Genomic DNA, 22,726 nt, shown 5'->3' with positions numbered 1-22,726 from the left:
AGATATTACTTCTTACTTTCAAAAGAAGTTAGCTTAAAATCGGCATGCTCCTTTTCATAAGTCAGTGAATTGCCGGCTAATTCTTGGATGAGTTCAATATTATAGGGGGTATTTTCCTCAACCATAGTCCTTGCGGCGACCAAATTTTCTGCCTCAAGGTAAAGAGTTTTAGTTGTTTCCCGTCTAGGATTGACAACCTTGTCTTTTTGATACAAAACTTTGTAGATCATATTTGTATTCTCCTTATTCAGTTAATAAAACGTTCTAATTTTGGACAGCATTAAGCTTCCAATAGCTAGTAAAATTCTACCATACATGCAAAAACAAGTATAGAATCAAGTTTTGCTAGCTTTATTAAAAAAGCCGTCAAAACGACAGCTTGTGACATAAATATCTGTGAAAAATTAATAGATGACTACGGTATCTTCATCTAATTTAAATGGGTCTTGCTTATTGATCCGGTCGTAAAAAAGGTGACCCCGCAAATGTTCAATTTCATGTGAAGCTACGATTGCAGGATAATCCTTTAACCGAATTGTTTTTTCTTCACCTGAAACAGTATAATAATGTATTTTCAATTTATCAGGTCGGGGCACATAACCATCAATTACTTTATCAACGCTTAGACAACCTTCACCTTCACTTAAACAAGCTTGTCTGACAGATTCGGATAAAATTTCCGGGTTAACAAAAGTTTCCTTGAAAACTATTTCATTCTTATCATTTGGTACTAATAATGAAGCCATCTGGACACTCTCACCAACCTGTGGTGCGGCTAAACCAACACCAGCACGTAATTGGTGCTTTTTTGCAATTTTAGGATCTTGAGAGTTAACCAGATATTCCATCATTTCTTTTGCTAAATTTTGATAATGCTCGCTTAAAGGAAAAGTTAGTGGTTTAGCTACCTTGCGTAATACCGGATTTCCATCGCGGATAATATCTTTCATTAAAATCAATTACATTCACTCTTTCATAAAAGTTTATAGATATATTTGTAACATAAAATAAACTAATTTGTCTGCTTTTTATTCTATACTAAATTTTTAATTTGAAAAAGAGGGATAAACGTTGACCCTTAAACAGTTAGGTGGTAAAATCAATGAGCGTAAATATACAGATATGAAACACTTCGATCAGCATGTTTTTGACGTGCCGCCGAAACTGTGACCACGTCACAGTTTTTTTATTGAGGAGTGGAGGAGGAATACTTTTGTCAGAAAAAAGAAGAAACGATATTAGAAATATAGCTATCATAGCGCACGTTGACCATGGTAAAACTACTTTGGTTAATCAATTATTGAAGCAATCCGACACTCTCCCTGAACATATGGCTCTGGAAGATCGGGCAATGGACTCCAACGATATTGAGCGTGAACGTGGTATTACTATTTTATCTAAAAATACAGCGGTTAAGTATGGTGACACTACCATCAATATTTTGGATACTCCAGGGCATGCCGACTTTGGTGGTGAAGTTGAACGAATCATGCATATGGTCGATGGAGCTTTATTGCTGGTTGATGCTTATGAAGGAACTATGCCGCAAACTCGTTTCGTACTAAAAAAGGCATTGGAGGCTGGAGTTAAGCCCATTGTGGTTATCAATAAAATTGATCGTCCAGGTGCTCGTCCCAAAGAAGTTCTTGATGAAGTTTTAGAATTATTTATTGAACTTGGCGCTAACGATGAACAACTTGATTTTCCAGTCGTATATGCATCTGCTTTGAATGGTACTTCATCCTATGATCCAGATCCTGCTAAGCAGGAAGAAACGATGAATCCTATTTTTGACACTATTATTAAGGCTATTCCTGCACCTATTGACAATGCTGATGAGCCTTTGCAGTTCCAAATTACTATGCTTGACTGGGATGATTATGTTGGTCGAATTGGAGTTGGACGCATTTATCGCGGTAAAGTTAAAGTTGGCGATAATATCACTGTGATGAAGCGAGACGGTTCTACACAAAACTTTCGGGTTACGAAATTGTTCGGTTTCTTTGGCTTGAAGCGTAATGAAATTACTGAAGCTAAAGCAGGGGATATCATTGCCATCAGCGGTATTAACGATATTTTTGTTGGTGAGACTATTGCTTCTGCTGAAAATCCAGAAGCTTTGCCTCTTCTTAAAATAGATCCACCAACTTTGCAAATGGACTTTGTTGCTAATGACTCACCATTTTCTGGTCGTGAAGGTGATAAAGTTACGCCTAAGAAGTTAGAGGATCGACTAATTAAGCAAACACGTACTGATGTGTCATTAAGAGTTGAGCCGACAGACCAATTAAATGCTTGGACTGTTTCTGGACGTGGTGAATTGCATCTTTCAATTTTAGTTGAAGAAATGCGGCGAGAAGGTTTTGAATTACAATTGTCAAGACCAAAGGTAATTTATCGTGAAATTGACGGCAAAATGTGTGAACCATTTGAAGCTGTCCAGGTTGATACTCCTGATGAATATGTTGGCTCTGTCATTGATTCTCTTTCACAAAGAAAAGGTGAGATGAAGAATATGACTTCAACCGGTAATAATCAAACACGTTTAGACTTTTTGGTTCCTTCTCGTGGCTTAATTGGTTATAATAACGAATTTATGTCCCAAACAGGTGGCTACGGCATTATGAACCACAGTTTTGATTCATATAAGCCAGTTGTCAAAAATTGGGAACCGGGACGGCAAAATGGTGCTTTAGTATCGATTAGCCAGGGTAAATCAACCACATATTCTTTACAGACTGTTGAACAACGTGGTGAATTATTTATTGGTGCTGGAGTAGAAGTTTATGAAGGGATGATTGTTGGCCAATCTTCCCGTGATCGTGATATTGCTGTCAATGTTATTAAAGGTAAAAACTTAACTAACACTCGTGCTGCTGGTAAAGATCATGCTGCCGCAATCAGAACTCCTAAGACTTTAACACTTGAAGAGGCAATTGAATTTTTAAATGATGATGAATATTGTGAAGTAACTCCTGATTCAATTAGATTAAGAAAGAAAATTCTCAATACTTCAGAAAGACAAAAAGCTGATAAGAAACGTAATAAAAAATAAATAAATGTTTTAGAAGGGCACTCACTAATGAAGTGGTGCTCTTTTTGTTTTATAATGCTTATAATAAAGGTAGATTAAGTTACAGAAGGAGAGGTCGGCTTGTGCGGCAAAAACTTCACCATTTAAATTACAATATTTTCATACCTTATATTCTACTAGTCGTTTTTGGAATAGTAATGGTTTATTCGGCCAGTTCTGATATTTTATTGGTCAATGGCTTTAATCCTGCAATATATGGTATTCGCCAAGCCATGTATGCATTCTTTGCTGTTTTTGTCTGCTGTGCTCTGTGCTTTTTCTTAAAACTTGAAATTTTTAAGAGTCGCAAATTTGTTATCTGGTTTTTAGGACTTAGTTTTTTGCTGCTCATTTACCTAATTCTCTTAAAAATTTTTAAGGGATCTGCCGCAGCCGTAAATGGTTCTGTTGGCTGGATTGATTTAAAGATAATAAAGATTCAACCATTAGAAATTGCCAAGCTCTCGCTGATAATATATTTAGCATTTTTTTTAGACCGTCATGATGGAGCCTTCAAAAAAGGCCAAATTATTCATAATTTGTATAGGCCAGCAATTTTAGCTGCTTTTATGATGCTTTTGGTTATACTTGAACCGGATTTTGGTGGTACTGCTATTTTAGCCATGATTGTGATTATCATGTTTTCTGTTTCTGGTGTTCCTGCTAAAAATGCAGTATTATGCTTAATTGGAATTGCAGTTGGAATATATTTGTTTGTCTTCCTGGTTATCAAATTGAATCCTGCTTTTTTACAAAATAAGTATCAATATCACCGTTTTATGTCTTTTCTGCACCCTTTTGAACTTGAGCAAAAGGGTGGTGCACAGCTAGTTAATTCGTATTATGCTATTCATAACGGTGGTTTGCTCGGAGTAGGTTTAGGCAACAGCATGCAAAAACGGGGATATCTTCCGGAACCGTACACAGACTTTATTTTGGCCATAATTGCAGAAGAAATTGGTGTTATTGGTGCTTTAATCGTACTAAGTCTCATGTTTTATCTTATATGGAGTATCATGGAAGTTGGTATCCATGCCAGTTCTCAATTTAATGCTCTGGTATGTTTTGGAGTTACTACAATTATCTTTACGCAAACTCTGTTTAATGTAGGCGCCGTGCTCGGTCTATTGCCTATAACCGGGGTAACATTACCTTTTATTTCCTATGGTGGCTCTTCTTTAATTATCTTATCAGCCGCTATTGGGATTGTACTGAATATATCAGCAAATGAACGAATCGAACAAGAAGGAAGTTTTAAATGAGCGTCAAGCAAGATTTAAGCAATAAAAATATTACTCAAAGGATGAGCATTATTGTTTATTTAAATTCAGTCAGCAACCAATATAAGCTAAGGCATTATGGTGATATAGTATATTTTTCTAAGAAATTAGGTTATTGTATTTTATATGTAAATCAAAATGAGATTGACCAAGTTATTCAGAATCTGAATGCACTTGATTTTGTCGACAGGGTTGAAAAATCAAAATGGGATCAAATTGATCTTTCAAGTGATCATATTGAACAACAAATTACAGCTTTAGCGGCAGATGCTGAAAGAAAGTTACAAGAACGTCAGGAAAATACAGAACAACTATTATGAGAATCATTTCTGGAAAATACGCAAAAAGAAATTTATTTACTTTAAAGAGTCAAAAGACTAGACCAACTAGTGATAAAGTTAAAGAGTCATTGTTTAATTCATTAGGTCAATTTTTTTCCGGTGGTGAGGTTCTTGATCTGTATGGCGGAAGTGGTGCTTTAGCAATAGAAGCCGTTTCTCGCGGTTGTCAGCATGCTGTGATAATAGATATTAATTACCAGGCCGTAGCGATTATTCGTAAAAATATTGCCTTGACCAAAGAGCCAAATCGTTTTTCTGTATATAAAATGTCCAGTAAAGCTGCCTTAAGTAAATTGGCTGGAGATCAACAGAAATTTGACTTAGTTTTTTTGGATCCACCATATGCTAGGCAAAAAATTGCGTCTGATATGGCAAAAATGCGTGATTTAGCTTTGCTAAATCGAGGAGCAATAATAGTAGCTGAAACAGATGATCAAACGGATTTAGAAGCAGTTGCGGGTTTTGAGCTTATTAAAGAAAAGCACCTGGGTAAAACCATTATCCGTTTTTATCGAAAGGAATAAGAAAATAATGAGTGTAGCAATTTTTCCTGGCAGTTTTGATCCTGTTACTAATGGTCATGTTGATGTTATTGAGCAGGCAGCTGCAATTTTTGATAAAGTTTATGTTGTGGTAATGGTTAATACGGCAAAAAAATATCTTTTTAAAGAAAAAGAAAGGCAAAAATTATGCCAGGTTGCTGTTAAAAACTTGCCGAATGTTGAAGTTCTGCTAAAGCCTGATCAGCTGACAGTTAATGTAGCACGAGATTTACACGCAAATGCTATTGTTCGGGGAGTAAGAAACACTACAGACTTTTTATTTGAACAACAGATTGCGGAAATGAATAGAAAAATGGCAAATGACATTAGTACAGTATTACTTTTTACTAAACCGGAAAATAGTTATGTTGCCTCTAGTATTATTAAAGAAATTGCACAATTTAATGGTGATTTTAGTAGTTTCTTGCCCAGCGAGGCTGCCAAGGCTTTAAAGGAAAAGTTCTTATGAATAAAGTAGAAAAACATACTAAAAAAAATAGTAGGACACGTAAATGGCTGCTTTTTATTCTGACTATTTTTCTAATTTTTATTGGGTTGAACTGGCCGACAAATTATTATATTGAAATGCCGGGAAGCGCAGTTCCAGTAGGACAATTTGTGAAAAGCAAGGCCAAGGCTCCCAATAATTTCTATCTTGTTACAGTTAGTGAAACTAGCCAGCCAGCATCTGTGTGGGAATATCTTTTTAGTTATACTCAAAAATATGCAAGTCGAATCCCTAAAGCTGAATTACTGGGTAATTCAAGTAACAGCCAGTATCAGGAACTCCAAAATTGGTATATGCAAACAAGTCAACAAAATGCACTTTATTGTGCGGCTAAAAAAGCCGGCCTTAAGCCTAAACTGCATTATAAAGGCGTATATGTTATGCAGGTGCAAAAGGGTTCCAGTTTTAAAAATAAGTTACAAATCGGAGATACCGTGCTGGGTGCAAATGGTCATAAATTTCGCTCAACTGAAGAAATGATCAATTACTTTCAAAAGAAAAAGATTGGTTCTGAAGTTGTGATTAATGCTCTGCGTGAACAGAAAAAAATAAATTTTAAAGGGAAAATCGTTAAAGTTGAAGGAACTGGTAAGCCAGGTATTGGCATTCAATTGGTCGAACATTTACAGGTAGAAACCAATCCTCAAGTAACGATTAATGCTGGCGCAATTGGCGGCCCTTCAGCTGGTTTAATGTTTACCTTGACCAGTTACGAAGTTTTTTCAGGTAAACACTTAGCTCAAGGACATAAAATAGCTGGGACCGGTACTATCAGTCCTAGTGGAAAAGTTGGCATGATTGGCGGCGTTGATAAAAAAGTAGTAGCTGCTGACAAAGCTGGCGCTGAAGTGTTTTTTGCTCCGACTGATACTGCAGGAATGAAAAAAGTCACCAGCAATTATTTACTAGCTAAAAAAACAGCTAAGCAGATTGGAACTAGAATGAAAATCGTTCCCGTTCGTACTTTTGATGATGCACTCCATTATTTAAAACAAAATTATCATTAAATACTAAAAGCCCAAATTTTTGGGCTTTTTTTGCGTACTTATAAATGGGAGTTGAAAAAATGAATTGGGGAAAAATTAAAGCTTTTATTGAAGAACACAAACAATATCTTTTTATTGGAATGGTTCTTTTGGTCATTGTTCTATTAGTTTGGTCTAAAAGGCCAAACTCAAATGACAATTTTGACGAATTTGATTATGAAAATGAGAATACTGTGCAAAATGAAAATAAGGCTGGCAGTAATCCAAGTAAAAAGTTGTCAAATACTGAAGCTGTTACCAAAAAAGTGGCTGCGACTAAGCCTAAAGACGTTACCTGTGATATTTCAGGCGCGATTAGCCACCAAGGCGTCTATACTTTAAAAAGTGGAGCACGTTTAAACGACTTAATTGCGGCTGCAGGGGGGATTAAGAACAATGCTCAGCTAAAAAATGTTAACCGAGCATTAATATTGAAAGATCAGGACAAAATTCACATTCCATACAAAGGTGAAAAACTTAAAGCAGAGCAAGTTGTTGAATCGGTTTCTTCCAATGGTTCTACTTCTGCCCCTGAGACAACAAGTGACCAAACTAATGTCAGTAACAAGGTGAATATTAATACTGCAAACGTAAGCCAACTGCAACAACTAAATGGTATCGGTGAAAAAAAGGCTCAACAAATTATTGCTTACCGTCAAAAAAGCGGTGAATTTAAATCTCTTGAAGATTTAATGCAGGTATCGGGAATTGGAGAAAAGACTTTTGCGGCGCTTAAAGACCAATTGGAAATTTGATATATTGCGACCAGGGTTTTTCCTGTTACTTGCCTTATTACTAATTAATTTAAGCTTTTTGAAATATCAATGCTATACCTTTGTACAAAAATTTACTTGCTTTTTAATAGTTTTTTATTTAGGTTTTTTACTTTTATGTAAATTTAATTCTTTAAAATGGCTAATTCTTATTATTCTTTTTGCAATTGTTCTTAGGTTTCACTTTGACATGCGGAAAGCTGACTTTGTACTTAAACCCAATACACTTATTACCTTTTTTCCAGACAAAATGAAGATTTCCGATGATTGGTTCACGGTTGAAGGGCATACAGCTGGCAGTAAAATTTTAGTTTCTGGCAAATTGAGCCCGGGTCAGCTAAAGCAATTAAATTATGGCTATAAGGTCGTATTATATGATTTATCTGGTGATGTTAATCCAATTGAACCAGCTTCGAATTATGGTGAATTTGACCAGCAAAAATATTATCGAAGTAAAAAGATTACTCGGCAAATTAAATTAATGAGCTTTAAGATCCAAATTAAGAAAGGAGGATTATCAAATTACCTGCATTACTGGCGTTTTCAGTTAAAGAAATTTTTGCAAAAGTTACCACCAATTTTATCTTTTTTTAGTAATGAACTTATATTAGGAGAAAGTCCCGATCAGAAGTTTCAGAATATACTAAGTAATTATCGTGACCTCGGGGTAATTCACATTCTAAGCATTTCCGGTTTGCATGTTGGTATTTACACACTAGTAATAAGTACAATGTGCTATTACTGTAAATTAACCGAAAAGGAAACTTTTATTTTTTGCTTGTTTATCTTGTTAGTCGGTATTTGTCTGAGTAATGGTCAAGCTGGATTTATTAGAGCGAGCTTAACCTATGTCTTGGGGCAAATTTTTTCGTTGAATAAGCTGAAGATTAATAAGTCTGATCTACTAGGATTAACGGCTGTTTTGCATTTGACTGTCAATCCTCGGCTCATGATGAGTACCGGGGCTCTTTTAAGTTACATTTTGGCCTTGGGCCTTGAGATGACTAAAAGCCTGACTAGGTTTAGACAGTCCTGGGCTTTAAACAATTTATTATTGCCACTACTTTTATTTCATTTTTTTCAGTTTAATCTTCTAACGGTCTTTTTTAATTTGCTGGTTGTACCATATTTTAACTGGGTTGTTATGCCTTTAACTTTTTTTAATTTAATTATCTTTAACATTAGTCCAGGATGCAGTTACTTTCTTGAAAAGATACTTGAACAAGGTGAGAAAGTAATTGCGAGAGTTTCTAATAGTAAAATTGGTCTTTTAACATTCGGAAAAATTAATTGGTGGCAATGCCTGCTTTTATTATTGTTAACCTCTATACTGTTATTATTAATAAATGAAAAGCCTAAAAGTCAAAAATTAATTATACGTTTTTTTAACCTTACATTAATTATGTATGGACTAATCTTCTTAACGATTCACTTCCCTCTCAAAGGTCAAGTAACTTTTATTGATGTAGGACAGGGAGATAGTATCTTAATTTCTACGCCCCTTTTTAGGCACGTTTATCTTATTGATGTTGGTGGAAAATTGAATTTTAATGGTAAAAAAATAACCCCACAGATCAATAAAATTACTGTCCCTTTTTTGAAAGCACAAGGAATAAATAAAATTGATGGCATTTTTATCAGCCATCAGGATGCCGATCACGTAGGGGACTTAAGGCCACTTTTGAGTCAAATTCGAGTAAAGAAATTGTATATGGCAGAAGGATTGATAAGAAATCCTTCATTTCGTAAAAGAATAATAGGTCTGATTCAAAAAGGGCAGATTGTACAGTTGTTAGCCGATGAAACAATAAATGAGCCACAAATTTCCTTCAAAGTTGTATACCCCTTTAAGCCAGGTATTGGTAAAAATGAGGATTCACTTTCGTTATTACTTAGATTAGCAAACAAAAGCTGGCTGTTTACTGGAGACTTGGGACAAAAAGGGGAACTGGAAATATTGAGCCGTTATCATTTACATGCTGATTATTTTAAGTTAGGGCATCATGGTAGTCGAACCGCTTCCAATAAAGAATTTTTGCAAGCTTTGCAACCAGAAAGAGTCTTTATTTCTGCTGGCCGTAAGAATCGCTTTGGCCACCCTCATCCAGAAACTATTGCCACTCTTCGAAGTCAACATATTCCATGGGCTTCAACTCAAGACTGTGGTATGATAACTTGGAACTATGGTGTTTTAATAAAACCAAAATTTAAAAGATTTTTACCGGTGATTAAGAAATGACATTGCTTTCTTTGTTTAAAAACTCAAATAAGAAAAATTTGAATACTTTAATTAATGGAAATGATAGTTTTTTAAATGAATATCTTACTAACTCGTATATACATGATAAAATTTTCGCAGATTATGAAAAAGTATCCGTTGATTGCGAAGCAGAGGGGCTAGATGAATTAATTGCAGATCTCACTGAATCAAGTCTTTTTAGCCAGAAAAAAGTAATAACAATTAAGAACCCATTTTTCTTAACGTCAAAAGTTCCCAAAAAATATCAAAAGCAGGTCACTCAACTGCAAAATATTTTTATAAATACAACAGAACTTGATGATGTCATAGTTATTGTCGCCTCTTATGAAAAATTAGATCGGCGCAAAAAAATAACGAAGAGCATTACGCAAAATTTTAACGTTGTTGGTACTCAAGTTCGACCGTATGATTTGAATAAAATAGTTAGAGAAATTATAACGACTGAAGGCTATCATATTACCAATACTGCTGCCACATTGTTGCTTGAACGCAGTGACCAAGTTTTAGATATTGTTTTAAGTAATTATAATAAGCTGAAGATGGTAGCTGTTGACAGAAATATTACTAGTGAATTAGTTGAAAAGAATGTTGATTTATCACTGGCACAAAATATTTTTGCAATTTTAGATTCAGCTTTAGCTCAAAATTACCAAGAAGCTATCGCTCGGTTAAATAATCAGCTTCAAAATGGGAATAATCCAGTTCAAATACTTGCCGTTTTTGAAAATCAATTAGAAATGATCTTGATAGTTAAAATACTTAAAGCAAGAGGAAGAAGTGAAGCTGAAATTGTAAGAAAACTAGGTGTTCATCCTTATCGTGTTAAGTTGGCCCTTAAAAATAAGTTAGCAAAAGAAAAAGTAGCACAGTTATTAGAGCAAGCAATTAAGCTGGATTATAAGTATAAAAACGGTCAATATCGAGCAGATAATTTTTTGAAGCTCTTTATTCTTAATGTCTGATTATGTAAAAATTCTGGTAAATAAAAAGACAGAAATGATTTTCACTTCTGTCTTTTTGATTATCATTTAATCAAAATTATTATTTTGCAAGTTTAGCTAAACGACTCTTATCACGGCTAGCTTTATTCTTGTGAATAAGTCCTTTTGAAGCTGCCTTGTCAATAGCACGAGCAGCAGCTACATGTAATTCGGAGGCGTTATCAGCACCAGCAGCTTGAGCAGTCTTAAACTTCTTAACGGCAGTTCTTAACTTGTTCATTTGAGCAGCATTGCGCTTTCTAGCAGCATCTTGAGTCTTAACACGCTTAATAGCTGATTTGATTTGTGGCATAAAATTCACCTCCATTGATCGTAATTCTACTTTATAGATTATACTGAAAGATAATTGCAGATGCAAGATAAATTATACTTGCTTTTTAAAAAAATTGTCTGTATTATACTATTGTTGTGAACCGTTAACGCTGTTTGCACGCTCACACCTGACGGTTAACGTTGTTAACGGCAATTATTTTAGTGAAAGGTGAAAATAATATGGCAATTTCAAAAGCTGAAAAAGATGAAATCATTCAAAAATTTGCGACTCACGAAGGTGATACAGGTTCAACTGAGGTTCAAGTGGCAATCTTGACTACAGATATTAATAATCTGACTGAGCATATGAGAAACCACTCACATGACCACCATTCTTATGTTGGCCTGCTGAAGAAAATCGGTCACCGTCGTAACTTGCTTCGTTATTTACAAAACAAAGATATTAATCGCTATCGTGAATTAATTAAGAAGTTAGGTTTACGTCGTTAATTTTAATTGAGATCTAAAAAAGCTGGTTCGAGTATTGAATCGGCTTTTTTATTTTTGTCATAATACCATTTTATGCTAGAATAAAAAAAGATACTTTTTACGTTGTGATCATCTGATCCATAAATAACAACTGAATAGCAATTAAAGAAAAGGAAATATAATGACTGATCAAGTTAAAATTATGATTCTGAGCGGTGTTCGTGAGCAAGGAAAAGACATGTTCGCTGTTCAAGTTAATGATGAAATTTTTGTTCTTGATGCCGGCCTTAAATATCCCGACAGTACGTTGTTTGGAATAGATCTGGTTATTCCAGATCTTGATTTTTTCGAGCAATATGGTGATCAGGTAGTCGGCATCTTTTTAACACATGGACATGCAGATTCAATTGGTGCTTTGCCTTATATTTTAAGAAAATATGATATTCCGGTTTTTGGCTCCCAATTAACAATTGAATTGGCCAAAATAACAGTAAGACGTGAGAACAAGCGGTGTAAAAACAGTCTCTTTCATGTGATCGATGCGGAAACAGAGATTGAATTTAAAAATGCTAATATCTCTTTTTTCCCAACTACGCATTCCATACCTGATTCTCTTGGCATTGATGTGCATACTCCAGCTGGAGAGGTTGTTTACACAGGCGACTTTAAGTTTGACCCTTCCGCTGCTCCCAAATACCGTACTGATCTAGATCGATTAGCTGAAATTGGTCAAAAAAAAGTATTGGCTTTGTTAAGTGACTCTTCAAATGCAGAGGCATCTTTACCAAATGTTGCTGAACAGGACATTGGAGACTATGTTACAAATGTTTTTCGTAATGCAAATGGTCGGGTAATTGTTGCTGCAAAAGCCTCTAATCTAATTAGAATTCAAGAAGTTTTAAACGCGGCCTATCAAACGGGTAGGCATGTTTTGTTAACAGGTAGAGATTTAGCTAAAATAGTTCGTACCGCAATGAATCTGGGTTATTTAAATGTCCCTAAAGGTTTACTAATGAGGGTTAAGAATTTAAAAGAAACTCCAGATGAAAAGACAGTTATTTTGGAAACTGGTCAAATGGGTGAGCCCTTAAATTCATTGCAAAAAATGGCTAAGAACCGTCACAGCATGATCACAATTCATAAGGGAGACCTAGTTTTTATTGCGACTACACCTTCTCATTCTGTGGAAACGGTTGTGGCACAAACCAGTGATCTGGTTTATCGTGCTGGTGGAACCGTTATTCAATTAGGTAAGGCAAAGCATACGAGTGGACACGCAACAGGTCGTGACTTACAACTACTTATTGATATTTTGAAGCCGCAATTTTTAATTCCCGTTATTGGTGAATATCGACTGCTTGAAGTACACAAAGACTTAGCTATTAGGGCAGGACTGGATAAAGATAATATTTTTATTACCAAGAATGGTGATTGCTTAAACTACGATTTCAATCAAAAGCGCCTGTATTTAACAGATCCAGTACCAGGTGAGGATACGATGATTGATGGTTCTGGCATCGGGGATGTTGGTAATATTGTTTTACGCGACCGAGAAGTATTATCAGATGATGGTATCTTTATTGCTGTTGTCACAATTGATCGCCGTAAGAAAAAGATTATTGCTCAACCACAAGTTACCAGTAGAGGCTTTGTTTACATTAAGGCCAATCAGCAACTGATGCGTGACAGCATTGAACTGATTAAAAAAACTATCACTAATAACTTTGAACATAAAAAATTTGATTGGACTGAAATTAAGCAGGATGTTCGAAATGATTTGGAAAAGTTTCTCTACCGCAAAACGAATAGACGCCCAGTAGTTTTACCAGTAGTAATGGAGGTTAACCAAAACCGCCATCGTGCTATGCAGAAGAGAAACAGCAAGAGCGAGTTGCCCAAGAAAGAAACTCATCATCCTGTTGATGTCAATAAAACTGGTCAAAGAATTATCAAGAAAGATAAATAAATGACCTCATTAAGTCAAAAAAATCTGCTTAGTTTAGCCCAAAAATCCGCAGCAAAAGGAGATTTTGCTCAAGCAATACAAAATCTTGAAGAAGCACTAAGAGACGGACCAAGTAATGAAGTCATACTTAGTCTTTGCGAGCTTTATCTCAAAGATAAACAAAATTATTCAGCTTATGAGCTAATTAAAGAAGAAAAAGACTTGTTTACTAATCCTAAAATTTTTCGCGAATACAGTAGAATTCTGAAAATGAATCACTTTTCTATTGAAGCATTAGAGGTAAAAAATATTACCTCATACGAGTTACCGGATTTAGTTGAACCTGTTAGTAAGACGAAGCAGCAGCAAATAATGGTTACTTTCAAGCAAAAAAGCAAGCCGACAAAATTTGATTACGAACAATTATTTAAGTTAGATTTACCAAATTTTAAAAATTTTGCTCAGAGTTTGTTGCTGGATCCCAGTTTAAACTTTGCAATTCGTCTGGTTTTAATTGAGGATTTGTTTCGACTGGGACTTCAGGAAACATTTAGGGTTTTGGTATTGGGGCAGGAAGAGCAATTTATTCCTCAAAAAATAAATTTACTCGAAAAAGATGCGATATATCGAGAAGTTGTATCAGGCATCGGCTCTCGGTATTATCATAAACCAAGCCAACTTCCTGCAGTTTTAGGTGAAGTAAATTTGATTTTAGGCAGTCTTTATCCTAAACTATATAAGTATGTTGATAATCCCGACAGTTTTGCCAGCGATATTGCTTCTTATATTGAAAATCATGATGGCCGAAGCAATCAAAAACTGTTTGAGAAAATCGATCATAATATATCCGAATAAAATTGGATAAAATGTCTTTACTTTTTCAAAGTATTTAGTATAATAGCAAAGGACGTTTTCATTAGGCATGGCTCTATGCATTAAAATACTAGGCATTTGCCTATGAAAGTAGTACAATATTCAACAGAGAACTATCCGTTACTTACTCAACGGACTTCTTGCAAATTTACAGGAGGGTCATTTTAATGGCAGAAAAAGAACATTACGTTAGAACAAAGCCACACGTAAACATTGGTACTATCGGTCACGTTGACCATGGTAAGACCACTTTAACAGCGGCTATTACTAAAGTTTTATCAGAAAAGGGCTTGGCTAAGGCAGAAGATTATTCAGAAATCGATGCAGCTCCAGAAGAAAAGGAACGTGGTATTACTATTAATACCGCTCACGTAGAGTACGAAACTGAAAATCGCCACTACGCCCACATGGATGCCCCAGGTCACGCCGATTACATCAAGAACATGATTACTGGTGCCGCACAAATGGATGGAGCTATTTTAGTTGTTGCCGCAACTGATGGTCCTATGCCACAAACTCGTGAACACATTTTACTTGCTCGTCAAGTTGGTGTTAACTACATTGTTGTTTTCTTAAACAAGACTGACTTAGTTGACGACCCAGAATTAATTGACTTGGTTGAAATGGAAGTTCGTGACTTGTTGACTGAATACGATTATCCTGGTGATGACATTCCAGTTATCCGTGGTTCAGCATTGAAAGCTTTACAAGGTGACAAGGAACAAGAAGAAGTTATCATGAAGTTGATGGACACAGTTGATGAATACATTCCAACTCCTGAACGTCAAACTGATAAGCCATTCTTGATGCCAGTTGAAGATGTCTTCACTATTACTGGTCGTGGTACTGTTGCTTCTGGTCGTATTGATCGTGGTACAGTTAAGATTGGTGATGAAGTTGAGATTGTCGGTTTGGTAGATAAAGTTCTTAAATCAGTTGTAACTGGTTTGGAAATGTTCCACAAGACTTTGGACTTAGGTGAAGCTGGAGACAACGTTGGAGTATTGCTTCGTGGTATTGACCGTGACCAAGTTGTTCGTGGACAAGTTTTGGCTGCACCTGGCTCAATTCAAACTCACCACGAGTTTAAAGGCCAAGTTTACGTTTTGAAGAAAGAGGAAGGCGGACGTCATACCCCATTCTTCTCAGATTACCGTCCACAATTCTATTTCCACACTACAGATATTACTGGAGAAATTGAATTACCAGAAGGTACTGAAATGGTTATGCCTGGCGATAACACAGAATTTACTGTTAAATTAATTAAACCAGCAGCCATTGAAAAGGGTACTAAATTCACTATCCGTGAAGGTGGTCGTACTGTTGGTGCTGGTCAAGTTACTGAAATTCTTGACTAGTTCGTTAAAAACAGTTTAAAAAGATGTACTTCTTCATAGAAGTACATCTTTTTTTGCCTAAGTTTGTTTTTTGCGAGCGTTTAATGTAAGATAATTTAGTATGTAACGATGCAATTTAACTTGACATTGGAGGTATTTAATTAATGTCTGTAAAATGGAATAAAACCGATAAAACTACCGGTGAACTTACTTTTGATATTCCCCAAGCTGATGTAAAGCGTGGGCTAGATCAAGCCTTTAAAAGGGTAAAGGGCAGCCTGCGCGTTCCCGGCTTTAGAAAGGGACATGTTTCTCGTGTGATCTTTGATCAATATTACGGTGAGGAATCTTTATATGAAAATGCATTAAACATTGTGCTGCCAAATGCTTATTCTGCAGCGATTAAAGAAGCTGGTATTGCTGCTGTAGGTCAACCCCAAATTTTGCCGGTTTCAATGGAAAAAGGCCAAGATTGGCAAATGAAAGCCACTGTGACTGTTGAGCCAGAAGTAAAATTGGGTGAATACAAGGGAGTTGAAGTTCCAAAACAAAACACTCGTGTATATGCTAAAGATGTTGATGCTAAATTAAAAGAAGAGCGTGAAAAGAACGCTGAATTAGTATTGAAGAAGAGCGCAGCTGCTAACGGAGATACTGTTACTATTGATTATAAGGGTACGATTGATGGTAAGGCATTTGAAGGCGGCTCAGCAGATGATTATTCACTTAGTTTAGGCTCAAATACTTTTATACCAGGTTTTGAAGATCAATTGGTTGGTCATAAAGCCGGTGACGAAGTTGATGTTGTTGTCACATTTCCTGAAGATTATGGTGCAAAAGACTTGGCTGGTAAAGAAGCTCATTTTGCTACCAAGATTCATGAAGTTAAATCTAAGCAATTGCCTAAGCTAGATGACGAATTTGCTAAAGATGTGGATGATTCAGTTGATACTCTTGATGATTTAAAGGAAAAAATCAAGAAGGACTTAAAGTCTCAAAAAGAAGAGGCTGCAAGAGACGAAATTGAGCAAGCTGCTATTGAAGGCGCAGTTGCCAATGCTACTATTGATAAGATTCCAGATGCTATGATTCAAGAAGATATCGATACGCAAATGAATCAGTATTTAGGCAATATGCAACGCCAAGGCATCAGCCCTGAAACATATTACAAGATAACTAATACGACAGAAGCACAATTGCGTTCACAATTTGCTAAGGATGCCGAAGAAAGGGTTAAAACTAACCTTGTCCTTGAAGCCATTGTCAAGAAAGAAGATATTAAAGCTTCACAAGAAGAAATTGACAAGGAAATTAAGGACTTGGCAGCCGAATACAACATGGATGAAAAAACTGTGCGCAATACTTTGACCGATGATATGCTTTCACATGATATCAATGTTCGTAAGGCTATTAAAATTGTGGCTGACAGCGCAAAGCAAGTTGCAAAATCCAAAACAAAAAAAGATGAAAAAAAGTCTGACGAAAAATAGGATTTTAATTTATCTAAGTAAAAAGGTGGTGTCAAACTGCCTTTTTATTTTTCTCCGAGCAAATAATTCATATACACAGCGCAATTTATGCTAATCTAGGACTTGTAGATATTAGGGAGGATAAGAATGGCATCACAATTTACTGATCAAGAGGAAATTAGATGTTCCTTTTGTGACAAAACACAAGATCAAGTTAAAAAGATGATTGCGGGTAATGGGGTTTATATTTGTAATGAATGTGTTGATCTGTCTAAAAGAATAATTGATGATGAATTGAAATCTGATTCTTTAAAAAAAGCACAAGATTTACCTAAACCAATGGAAATCAAAAAGCAGCTTGACCAATATGTTATTGGCCAAGAACGTGCCAAAAAGATTCTTTCAGTAGCTGTTTATAACCATTACAAACGGATTACTCAAATGGATGTTGACTCTTCAACAGAATTACAAAAATCGAATATCGCTTTAATAGGGCCAACCGGTTCCGGCAAAACTTATTTGGCACAAACTTTGGCACGGATTTTGGACGTGCCTTTTGCGATTGCTGATGCAACCACTTTAACTGAAGCCGGTTATGTCGGTGAAGATGTCGAGAATATTTTGCTTAAGCTATTGCAAAATGCAGATTACGATATTGAACGTGCAGAAAGAGGAATCGTTTATATTGATGAAATTGATAAGATTTCCAAAAAATCTGAGAATGTTTCAATTACAAGAGATGTTTCAGGTGAAGGCGTTCAACAGTCATTACTGAAGATTTTGGAAGGAACTGTTGCTTCTGTTCCTCCTCAGGGCGGGCGTAAGCATCCTCAACAAGAATTAATTCAGATAAATACTACTAATATTTTATTTATTGTTGGTGGAGCTTTTGATGGTATTGAGCAAATCGTAAAAAGTCGTCTGGGCAAAAAAATAATCGGTTTCAGTGCTGAAAAAGAACTAAACAAAGTTCAGGATGATTCCTGGATGAAACACCTTACAACTGGAGATCTCGTCAAATTTGGTTTGATTCCAGAATTTATTGGACGAATTCCGATTATTGCGACCCTTGATAAACTTGACAGAAACGATCTTGTAAGAATTTTAACCGAACCAAAAAATGCTTTAGTAAAACAATATAAAAAATTGCTGTCACTTGATCAAGTTAATTTGGACTTTACACCAAGTGCTTTGAACGCTATTGCAGATTTGGCAATTGAACGCAATATGGGTGCCCGTGGTTTAAGAACCATTATAGAAAATGCAATGATGGGTATTATGTATCAAACACCCAGTGAACCTGATATTGCGAGCGTTAAAGTTACAAAAGAAGTGATAAAAGACAATGCCGATCCGGTAGTAACTCGCCGTTCAAATGATGAACAAGATGACGGAGAAGAAATTAAGGCAGCCAATGATCATTAAAAATAGCTCGTATGCGATTAGTGCCGTACGTGAAGATCAGTATCCAGCAGATAATTTGCCTGAAATTGCGCTTTCAGGTCGTTCAAATGTAGGTAAATCCAGCTTAATAAATACACTACTGAATCGTAAAAACTTGGCAAGAACTTCTGCACAGCCAGGAAAGACACAAACACTTAATTTTTATCTGATAAACCAAGAGTTTTACTTAGTTGATGTCCCTGGCTATGGTTATGCTAAAGTTTCGCAAAAAAAGCGACAGCAGTTTGGAACTATGATTCAGGATTACCTTGAAACGCGAGCAAACTTGCAAGGGTTAATTATCTTAATGGACTCACGACATGAACCTACCAAAAATGATGTGGCCATGTATAATTATGCACTTTATCTTAATTTACCCATTTTAATAATCTGTACCAAAATTGATAAGGTAAAGAAAAATCAACAAAATCAAGTTATTAATACTTTAAAACAAAAGATTAACTTAAATTATGACAATGTAAGTGTAATTACTTTTAGTTCTGTCCAAAAGTTGCATGTAAAAGAAGTATGGCAATGGATAGAAGAAAATCTGTAAATTTGTAAGAAAAAATGGTTCTCATTGCAGAACCATTTTTATTTATTATTATCTTTGACTTTTTGATTGTTTTTAGATATTTTCTTCTTTTTATCTTCAGGAATAGTAGCGAATTTATCAAATAATTTTTCTAATTCATCTTGTTTTTTAAAAGTTAAACCCATAATAATTTTCCTTTCTATTTTTATTATATTAAAAATAGAATTAACAAGCTAGAAAAACATGTGTTAATTAACTTGAAATAATTAAATTTATGTAAAATAATCTATGAAGAATTTTTTTATCCTTTGCATGATCTGTTTTGTTAAGCAAAAGCAAATTTCAAATTGCGAATTGTATGTTAAAATATGATAGCGAATTTGGAGGAGTGATTTTTTGGCAACTCAGTTAATTGAAAACAAATTAAAACTTTTGCCGGCTAAACCTGGCTGTTACTTAATGAAAGACGTTAACGGTAAGGTAATATATGTCGGTAAGTCGAAAAATCTTAGAAGCCGTGTACGTTCATATTTTAAAAGTACCCAAGTTGGCAGACGAGCAGAACTGGTTGAAAATATCCGCGATTATGATATTATCACTGTTTCAACCGATAAAGAGGCCTTTCTACTTGAAGTAACATTAATTAAAAAATACCAACCGTATTATAATGTGCAGTTAAAGCAGGGTACTGGCTATCCCTATATTGAGATTACTAACGAGCGGGATCCCCAGACCAAATTAACTAGTATAATTAGAAAAGACGGAGGCTATTATTTCGGACCGTATCCAAATGTCTACGCTGCACAGGCAACTCTTAAGTTTATTCAAAAAGTTTTCCCTTTAAGGCGCTGTCATGGTAAACAGGGCAGGCCTTGCCTGTACTATCATATGGGACAATGTTTAGGTGCATGTTTTAAAATAGTACCAAAGTCTGTTTATGAAGCTCAAATAAAAAAGATCAAAAGCTTTTTAAACGGAGATATTGGCTGGGTTAAAAAAGATCTTAATCAAAAAATGGCTGTTGCATCTAAAAATCTTGAATTTGAGCGTGCTGCCGAAATTCGTGATCAACTTAATTACATTGAAGAAACAGTTGAAAAGCAGAAAATTATTTCTCATGATAATACTCAACGTGATATTTTCAATTTCTACGTTGATAAATCATGGATAGCTATTCAAATTTTCTTTTTAAGGCAGGCAAAATTGCTTAGAAGTGAAACCAGAATGTATCCTTTGACCGATACTAATGACCCCGAAGATACGTTTTCCTCATTTATTGTTCAATTTTACGGGCAAAGAAACAGAATAGTGCCTAAGGAAGTTTTAGTACCTGCTAAGATTGATAATGAAGCTCTAAGTGAAGTTTTGCATGTACCGGTTAGGACGCCTAAGAGAGGACAGAAACGGTCTTTATTAAATATGGCCAAGGACAATGCCAAACTTAAATTAGACGAAAAGTTTCGTCTCTTAGAGCTGGGCAATAGGAAAACTAAAGGAGCACAAAAAGAAATTTTCGATTCTTTAGGGTTGCCATATGGACATGTGATTGAAAGCTTTGACCATTCGCATATTCAGGGAGCCGATCCCGTTTCTGCTTTAGTTGTCTTTAAAGACGGTGAACCAGATAAAAATTCCTATCGTAAATATAAACTAAAGGGTGAAGTAGAACACCAAAATGGTGGTGATGAAGTGCGCAATACTCGTGAAGTGGTGCGCAGAAGATACAGCAGACTACTTAAAGAACACAAACCCATGCCAGATTTGATTTTGATGGATGGCGGCCAGATCCAAGTAGATGCCTGTGAGGATATTTTACGCAATGAATTAAACCTTAATATTCCTGTTGCCGGTATGGTAAAGGATAACAAGCACAGGACTAATCATTTACTTTATGGTGATCCTATTAACGGCATACCATTAAAATTAATTCCTTTAGATCCTAAATCTCAAGGCTTTTATTTAATGACCAGAATTCAAGATGAAGTACACAGATTTGCAATCACCTTTCACAGAAGAACACATGCTAAAAATGCTTTGTCCAGTAAATTAGATGCGATCAAAGGAATAGGTCCAAAAAGTAGAAATAAGCTTTTAAGACAATTTGGCTCTCTAAAGAAGATTAAGGAAGCTTCAATTGACGAGTTGCGTTCTGCTGGTTTAACTCTGCCCCAGGCGCAAACAGTTAAGCTAACCTTATAACAAGTGATATTAAACATAATAGTGTGGTATAGTAATGTAGTTAAGAAAGACGGAAGGAGATTCTATATGCCTACATTTGTCGATCAAACTAAGATTGAAGTCCAAGCTGGTAAAGGCGGAGACGGCATGGTCGCTTTCCGCCATGAAAAATATGTCCCGAATGGTGGCCCTGCCGGCGGCGATGGTGGCCGGGGTGGAAGCATTATTTTTGTTGCCGATAGTGGCCTTAGAACCTTAATGGATTTTCGCTATCGCCGTAAGTTTAAAGCAGAAAATGGTGAAAATGGTCGTATTAAGTCCCAATACGGACGCGGAGCTAAGGACTTATATTTAAAAGTGCCAATTGGAACGACTGTTTATGATTTCAACACTAATGAAGAAATTGGTGATTTAACTAAGAATAAACAAGAATTAGTTGTAGCTCGCGGTGGCCGTGGCGGTCGAGGCAACATTCACTTTGCAACGAGTGTCAATACTGCGCCCGAAATTGCAGAGAATGGAGAGCCGGGAGAAGATCGTGTTTTACGCCTGGAATTGAAAGTTTTGGCTGATGTTGGACTGGTGGGCTTTCCCTCAGTTGGTAAGTCAACATTATTATCAGTCGTAACTAAGGCTAAGCCCAAGATTGCAGCATATGCTTTTACTACCTTAACACCAAATTTGGGCATGGTAATTTTACCTGACGGTCGTGATTTTTCAATGGCTGATTTACCCGGCTTAATTGCAGGAGCCAGTCAGGGAGTCGGGCTCGGTTTACAGTTTTTGCGTCATATTGAGAGAACAAAAGTGATTTTGCACTTAGTGAGCATGGATCCTAACAATGAGCGTGATGCAATCAAAGACTACCAAACTGTTAGGCAAGAACTACTTGAATATGATCAAAGTCTAAAAAATAGGCGCGAGATTATTGTAGCTACTCAGATGGATCTTCCGGGTTCTGCTGAAAAATTGCAGCAATTTAAACACGACTTAGCAGATAAGCAAATTAAAAAACCTATATATGCAGTTTCCAGTGTGACACATCAAGGCGTTGATCAGTTAATGCAGGATACAGCATCCCTAATTGAGCAAGTAGAAAAAGAGCAGCAGAAGCAAGAACCACAATCTCAGCAAGTTGTAAAAGAATATAAGTATCAAACGCAGCAAAAGAACACTTTTACAGTCACAAAACTGGAAGACCATGTTTTTGAAATTAAAGGTGAGAGTCTGGAAAGATTAGTAGCTCGAACCAATCTCGATTACCAGGATGGTGTCATGAGATTAGCTAGAAAGCTTAAAAATCTAGGAGTAGATGACGCTCTGCGTAAAAAAGGAGCCGTTGACGGCGATGATGTAATCATTGGCTCATTCAATTTTGAATTTGTCCAATAAAAAATAGAAA

General features: G+C 35.8%; 22 protein-coding genes. 18 read left to right on the top strand and 4 right to left on the bottom strand.

Features of this window, described 5'->3' with window-relative positions; all coding sequences use genetic code 11:
* Nucleotides 1–5 precede the first annotated feature (5 nt).
* A complete protein-coding gene (locus AAA915_RS01350) occupies nucleotides 6–230 on the bottom strand; it encodes a DNA-dependent RNA polymerase subunit epsilon (RefSeq protein ID WP_046324764.1) in 225 nt (74 codons plus the stop codon).
* A gap of 174 nt (nucleotides 231–404) precedes the next feature.
* Nucleotides 405–959 (bottom strand): peptide deformylase, encoded by a 555-nt coding sequence (def, locus tag AAA915_RS01345; protein ID WP_338199201.1) that lies wholly within the window; start codon nucleotides 957–959, stop codon nucleotides 405–407.
* A 254-nt stretch (nucleotides 960–1,213) separates the two neighbouring features.
* Here def and typA point away from each other — a divergent pair, with 254 nt between their 5' ends.
* The 9 genes from typA (at nucleotide 1,214) to holA (ending at nucleotide 10,764) form a co-directional block, all read left to right on the top strand.
* A complete protein-coding gene (gene typA, locus AAA915_RS01340; RefSeq protein ID WP_174794419.1) occupies nucleotides 1,214–3,055 on the top strand; it encodes a translational GTPase TypA in 1,842 nt (613 codons plus the stop codon).
* Between the two features lie 101 nt (nucleotides 3,056–3,156).
* Complete coding sequence (locus AAA915_RS01335) at nucleotides 3,157–4,335, top strand: FtsW/RodA/SpoVE family cell cycle protein (protein WP_338199197.1); 1,179 nt, start codon at nucleotides 3,157–3,159, stop codon at nucleotides 4,333–4,335.
* Entirely contained in the window at nucleotides 4,332–4,673 is a 342-nt protein-coding gene (locus AAA915_RS01330) for a DUF2129 domain-containing protein (RefSeq protein ID WP_338199195.1), read from the top strand. The genes AAA915_RS01335 and AAA915_RS01330 overlap by 4 nt, the downstream gene beginning before the upstream one ends.
* Complete coding sequence (gene rsmD, locus AAA915_RS01325; RefSeq protein WP_338199193.1) at nucleotides 4,670–5,218, top strand: 16S rRNA (guanine(966)-N(2))-methyltransferase RsmD; 549 nt, start codon at nucleotides 4,670–4,672, stop codon at nucleotides 5,216–5,218. Before AAA915_RS01330 ends, rsmD begins: the two co-directional genes overlap by 4 nt.
* Before the next feature lie 7 nt (nucleotides 5,219–5,225).
* Entirely contained in the window at nucleotides 5,226–5,705 is a 480-nt protein-coding gene (gene coaD / locus AAA915_RS01320; RefSeq protein WP_338199191.1) for a pantetheine-phosphate adenylyltransferase, read from the top strand.
* Nucleotides 5,702–6,751 carry a SepM family pheromone-processing serine protease gene (locus AAA915_RS01315; RefSeq protein WP_338199189.1) on the top strand — a complete coding sequence of 350 codons (1,050 nt, stop codon included), beginning with the start codon at nucleotides 5,702–5,704 and terminating at the stop codon, nucleotides 6,749–6,751. Before coaD ends, AAA915_RS01315 begins: the two co-directional genes overlap by 4 nt.
* A gap of 59 nt (nucleotides 6,752–6,810) precedes the next feature.
* Nucleotides 6,811–7,524: a helix-hairpin-helix domain-containing protein gene (locus AAA915_RS01310; RefSeq protein WP_338199187.1), complete on the top strand. Its 714-nt coding sequence runs from the start codon at nucleotides 6,811–6,813 to the stop codon at nucleotides 7,522–7,524.
* Nucleotides 7,493–9,781, top strand: a complete 2,289-nt coding sequence (locus tag AAA915_RS01305; protein WP_420915097.1) for a DNA internalization-related competence protein ComEC/Rec2 — start codon at nucleotides 7,493–7,495, stop codon at nucleotides 9,779–9,781. Before AAA915_RS01310 ends, AAA915_RS01305 begins: the two co-directional genes overlap by 32 nt.
* Nucleotides 9,778–10,764, top strand: coding sequence for a DNA polymerase III subunit delta (gene holA / locus AAA915_RS01300; RefSeq protein ID WP_338199183.1), 987 nt, complete (start codon nucleotides 9,778–9,780; stop codon nucleotides 10,762–10,764). The genes AAA915_RS01305 and holA overlap by 4 nt, the downstream gene beginning before the upstream one ends.
* 79 nt (nucleotides 10,765–10,843) lie before the next feature.
* On the opposite strand, the gene rpsT is transcribed toward holA, so the two are convergent.
* Nucleotides 10,844–11,095, bottom strand: coding sequence for a 30S ribosomal protein S20 (gene rpsT, locus AAA915_RS01295; protein WP_046324775.1), 252 nt, complete (start codon nucleotides 11,093–11,095; stop codon nucleotides 10,844–10,846).
* A 200-nt stretch (nucleotides 11,096–11,295) separates the two neighbouring features.
* On the opposite strand from rpsT, the gene rpsO reads away from it, so the two are divergent.
* From rpsO to yihA, 7 genes are all read left to right on the top strand, one after another.
* Nucleotides 11,296–11,565 (top strand): 30S ribosomal protein S15, encoded by a 270-nt coding sequence (rpsO, locus tag AAA915_RS01290; protein WP_034979304.1) that lies wholly within the window; start codon nucleotides 11,296–11,298, stop codon nucleotides 11,563–11,565.
* A gap of 160 nt (nucleotides 11,566–11,725) precedes the next feature.
* Nucleotides 11,726–13,510, top strand: coding sequence for a ribonuclease J (locus AAA915_RS01285; protein WP_338199180.1), 1,785 nt, complete (start codon nucleotides 11,726–11,728; stop codon nucleotides 13,508–13,510).
* Entirely contained in the window at nucleotides 13,511–14,344 is an 834-nt protein-coding gene (locus AAA915_RS01280) for a tetratricopeptide repeat protein (RefSeq protein WP_338199178.1), read from the top strand. It abuts the gene before it with no gap.
* A gap of 185 nt (nucleotides 14,345–14,529) precedes the next feature.
* Nucleotides 14,530–15,720, top strand: a complete 1,191-nt coding sequence (gene tuf / locus AAA915_RS01275) for an elongation factor Tu (protein WP_045928030.1) — start codon at nucleotides 14,530–14,532, stop codon at nucleotides 15,718–15,720.
* A 143-nt stretch (nucleotides 15,721–15,863) separates the two neighbouring features.
* Nucleotides 15,864–17,189 (top strand): trigger factor, encoded by a 1,326-nt coding sequence (gene tig, locus AAA915_RS01270; protein ID WP_338199175.1) that lies wholly within the window; start codon nucleotides 15,864–15,866, stop codon nucleotides 17,187–17,189.
* A gap of 126 nt (nucleotides 17,190–17,315) precedes the next feature.
* Complete coding sequence (gene clpX / locus AAA915_RS01265; RefSeq protein WP_338199173.1) at nucleotides 17,316–18,593, top strand: ATP-dependent Clp protease ATP-binding subunit ClpX; 1,278 nt, start codon at nucleotides 17,316–17,318, stop codon at nucleotides 18,591–18,593.
* Entirely contained in the window at nucleotides 18,583–19,167 is a 585-nt protein-coding gene (yihA, locus tag AAA915_RS01260) for a ribosome biogenesis GTP-binding protein YihA/YsxC (protein ID WP_338199171.1), read from the top strand. The genes clpX and yihA overlap by 11 nt, the downstream gene beginning before the upstream one ends.
* Before the next feature lie 38 nt (nucleotides 19,168–19,205).
* On the opposite strand, the gene AAA915_RS01255 is transcribed toward yihA, so the two are convergent.
* A complete protein-coding gene (locus AAA915_RS01255; protein ID WP_338199169.1) occupies nucleotides 19,206–19,331 on the bottom strand; it encodes an SPJ_0845 family protein in 126 nt (41 codons plus the stop codon).
* 211 nt (nucleotides 19,332–19,542) lie between these two features.
* On the opposite strand from AAA915_RS01255, the gene uvrC reads away from it, so the two are divergent.
* Both uvrC and obgE read left to right on the top strand, forming a co-directional pair.
* A complete protein-coding gene (gene uvrC / locus AAA915_RS01250) occupies nucleotides 19,543–21,345 on the top strand; it encodes an excinuclease ABC subunit UvrC (RefSeq protein ID WP_338199167.1) in 1,803 nt (600 codons plus the stop codon).
* 66 nt (nucleotides 21,346–21,411) lie between these two features.
* On the top strand, nucleotides 21,412–22,716 hold the full coding sequence (gene obgE, locus AAA915_RS01245) for a GTPase ObgE (protein WP_338199165.1): 1,305 nt from the start codon (nucleotides 21,412–21,414) through the stop codon (nucleotides 22,714–22,716).
* Nucleotides 22,717–22,726 lie beyond the last annotated feature (10 nt).

The organism is Lactobacillus rizhaonensis (assembly GCF_036246345.1).
GTDB lineage: Bacteria > Bacillota > Bacilli > Lactobacillales > Lactobacillaceae > Lactobacillus > Lactobacillus rizhaonensis.
Note: the sequence above shows the minus strand (reverse complement) of the source record. Positions and strands in the feature narration are given on the sequence as shown.

Bases quoted from the DNA above. Each gene is read 5' to 3' on its own strand.
- yihA (WP_338199171.1), top strand. From the start codon at position 18,583: ATGATCATTAAAAATAGCTCGTATGCGATTAGTGCCGTACGTGAAGAT.
- rpsO (WP_034979304.1), top strand. From the start codon at position 11,296: ATGGCAATTTCAAAAGCTGAAAAAGATGAAATCATTCAAAAATTTGCG.
- AAA915_RS01350 (WP_046324764.1), bottom strand. From the start codon at position 230: ATGATCTACAAAGTTTTGTATCAAAAAGACAAGGTTGTCAATCCTAGA.
- AAA915_RS01330 (WP_338199195.1), top strand. From the start codon at position 4,332: ATGAGCGTCAAGCAAGATTTAAGCAATAAAAATATTACTCAAAGGATG.
- AAA915_RS01310 (WP_338199187.1), top strand. From the start codon at position 6,811: ATGAATTGGGGAAAAATTAAAGCTTTTATTGAAGAACACAAACAATAT.
- tuf (WP_045928030.1), top strand. From the start codon at position 14,530: ATGGCAGAAAAAGAACATTACGTTAGAACAAAGCCACACGTAAACATT.
- obgE (WP_338199165.1), top strand. From the start codon at position 21,412: ATGCCTACATTTGTCGATCAAACTAAGATTGAAGTCCAAGCTGGTAAA.
- AAA915_RS01255 (WP_338199169.1), bottom strand. From the start codon at position 19,331: ATGGGTTTAACTTTTAAAAAACAAGATGAATTAGAAAAATTATTTGAT.
- rsmD (WP_338199193.1), top strand. From the start codon at position 4,670: ATGAGAATCATTTCTGGAAAATACGCAAAAAGAAATTTATTTACTTTA.
- AAA915_RS01280 (WP_338199178.1), top strand. From the start codon at position 13,511: ATGACCTCATTAAGTCAAAAAAATCTGCTTAGTTTAGCCCAAAAATCC.
- coaD (WP_338199191.1), top strand. From the start codon at position 5,226: ATGAGTGTAGCAATTTTTCCTGGCAGTTTTGATCCTGTTACTAATGGT.
- clpX (WP_338199173.1), top strand. From the start codon at position 17,316: ATGGCATCACAATTTACTGATCAAGAGGAAATTAGATGTTCCTTTTGT.
- holA (WP_338199183.1), top strand. From the start codon at position 9,778: ATGACATTGCTTTCTTTGTTTAAAAACTCAAATAAGAAAAATTTGAAT.
- AAA915_RS01285 (WP_338199180.1), top strand. From the start codon at position 11,726: ATGACTGATCAAGTTAAAATTATGATTCTGAGCGGTGTTCGTGAGCAA.
- rpsT (WP_046324775.1), bottom strand. From the start codon at position 11,095: ATGCCACAAATCAAATCAGCTATTAAGCGTGTTAAGACTCAAGATGCT.
- tig (WP_338199175.1), top strand. From the start codon at position 15,864: ATGTCTGTAAAATGGAATAAAACCGATAAAACTACCGGTGAACTTACT.
- AAA915_RS01315 (WP_338199189.1), top strand. From the start codon at position 5,702: ATGAATAAAGTAGAAAAACATACTAAAAAAAATAGTAGGACACGTAAA.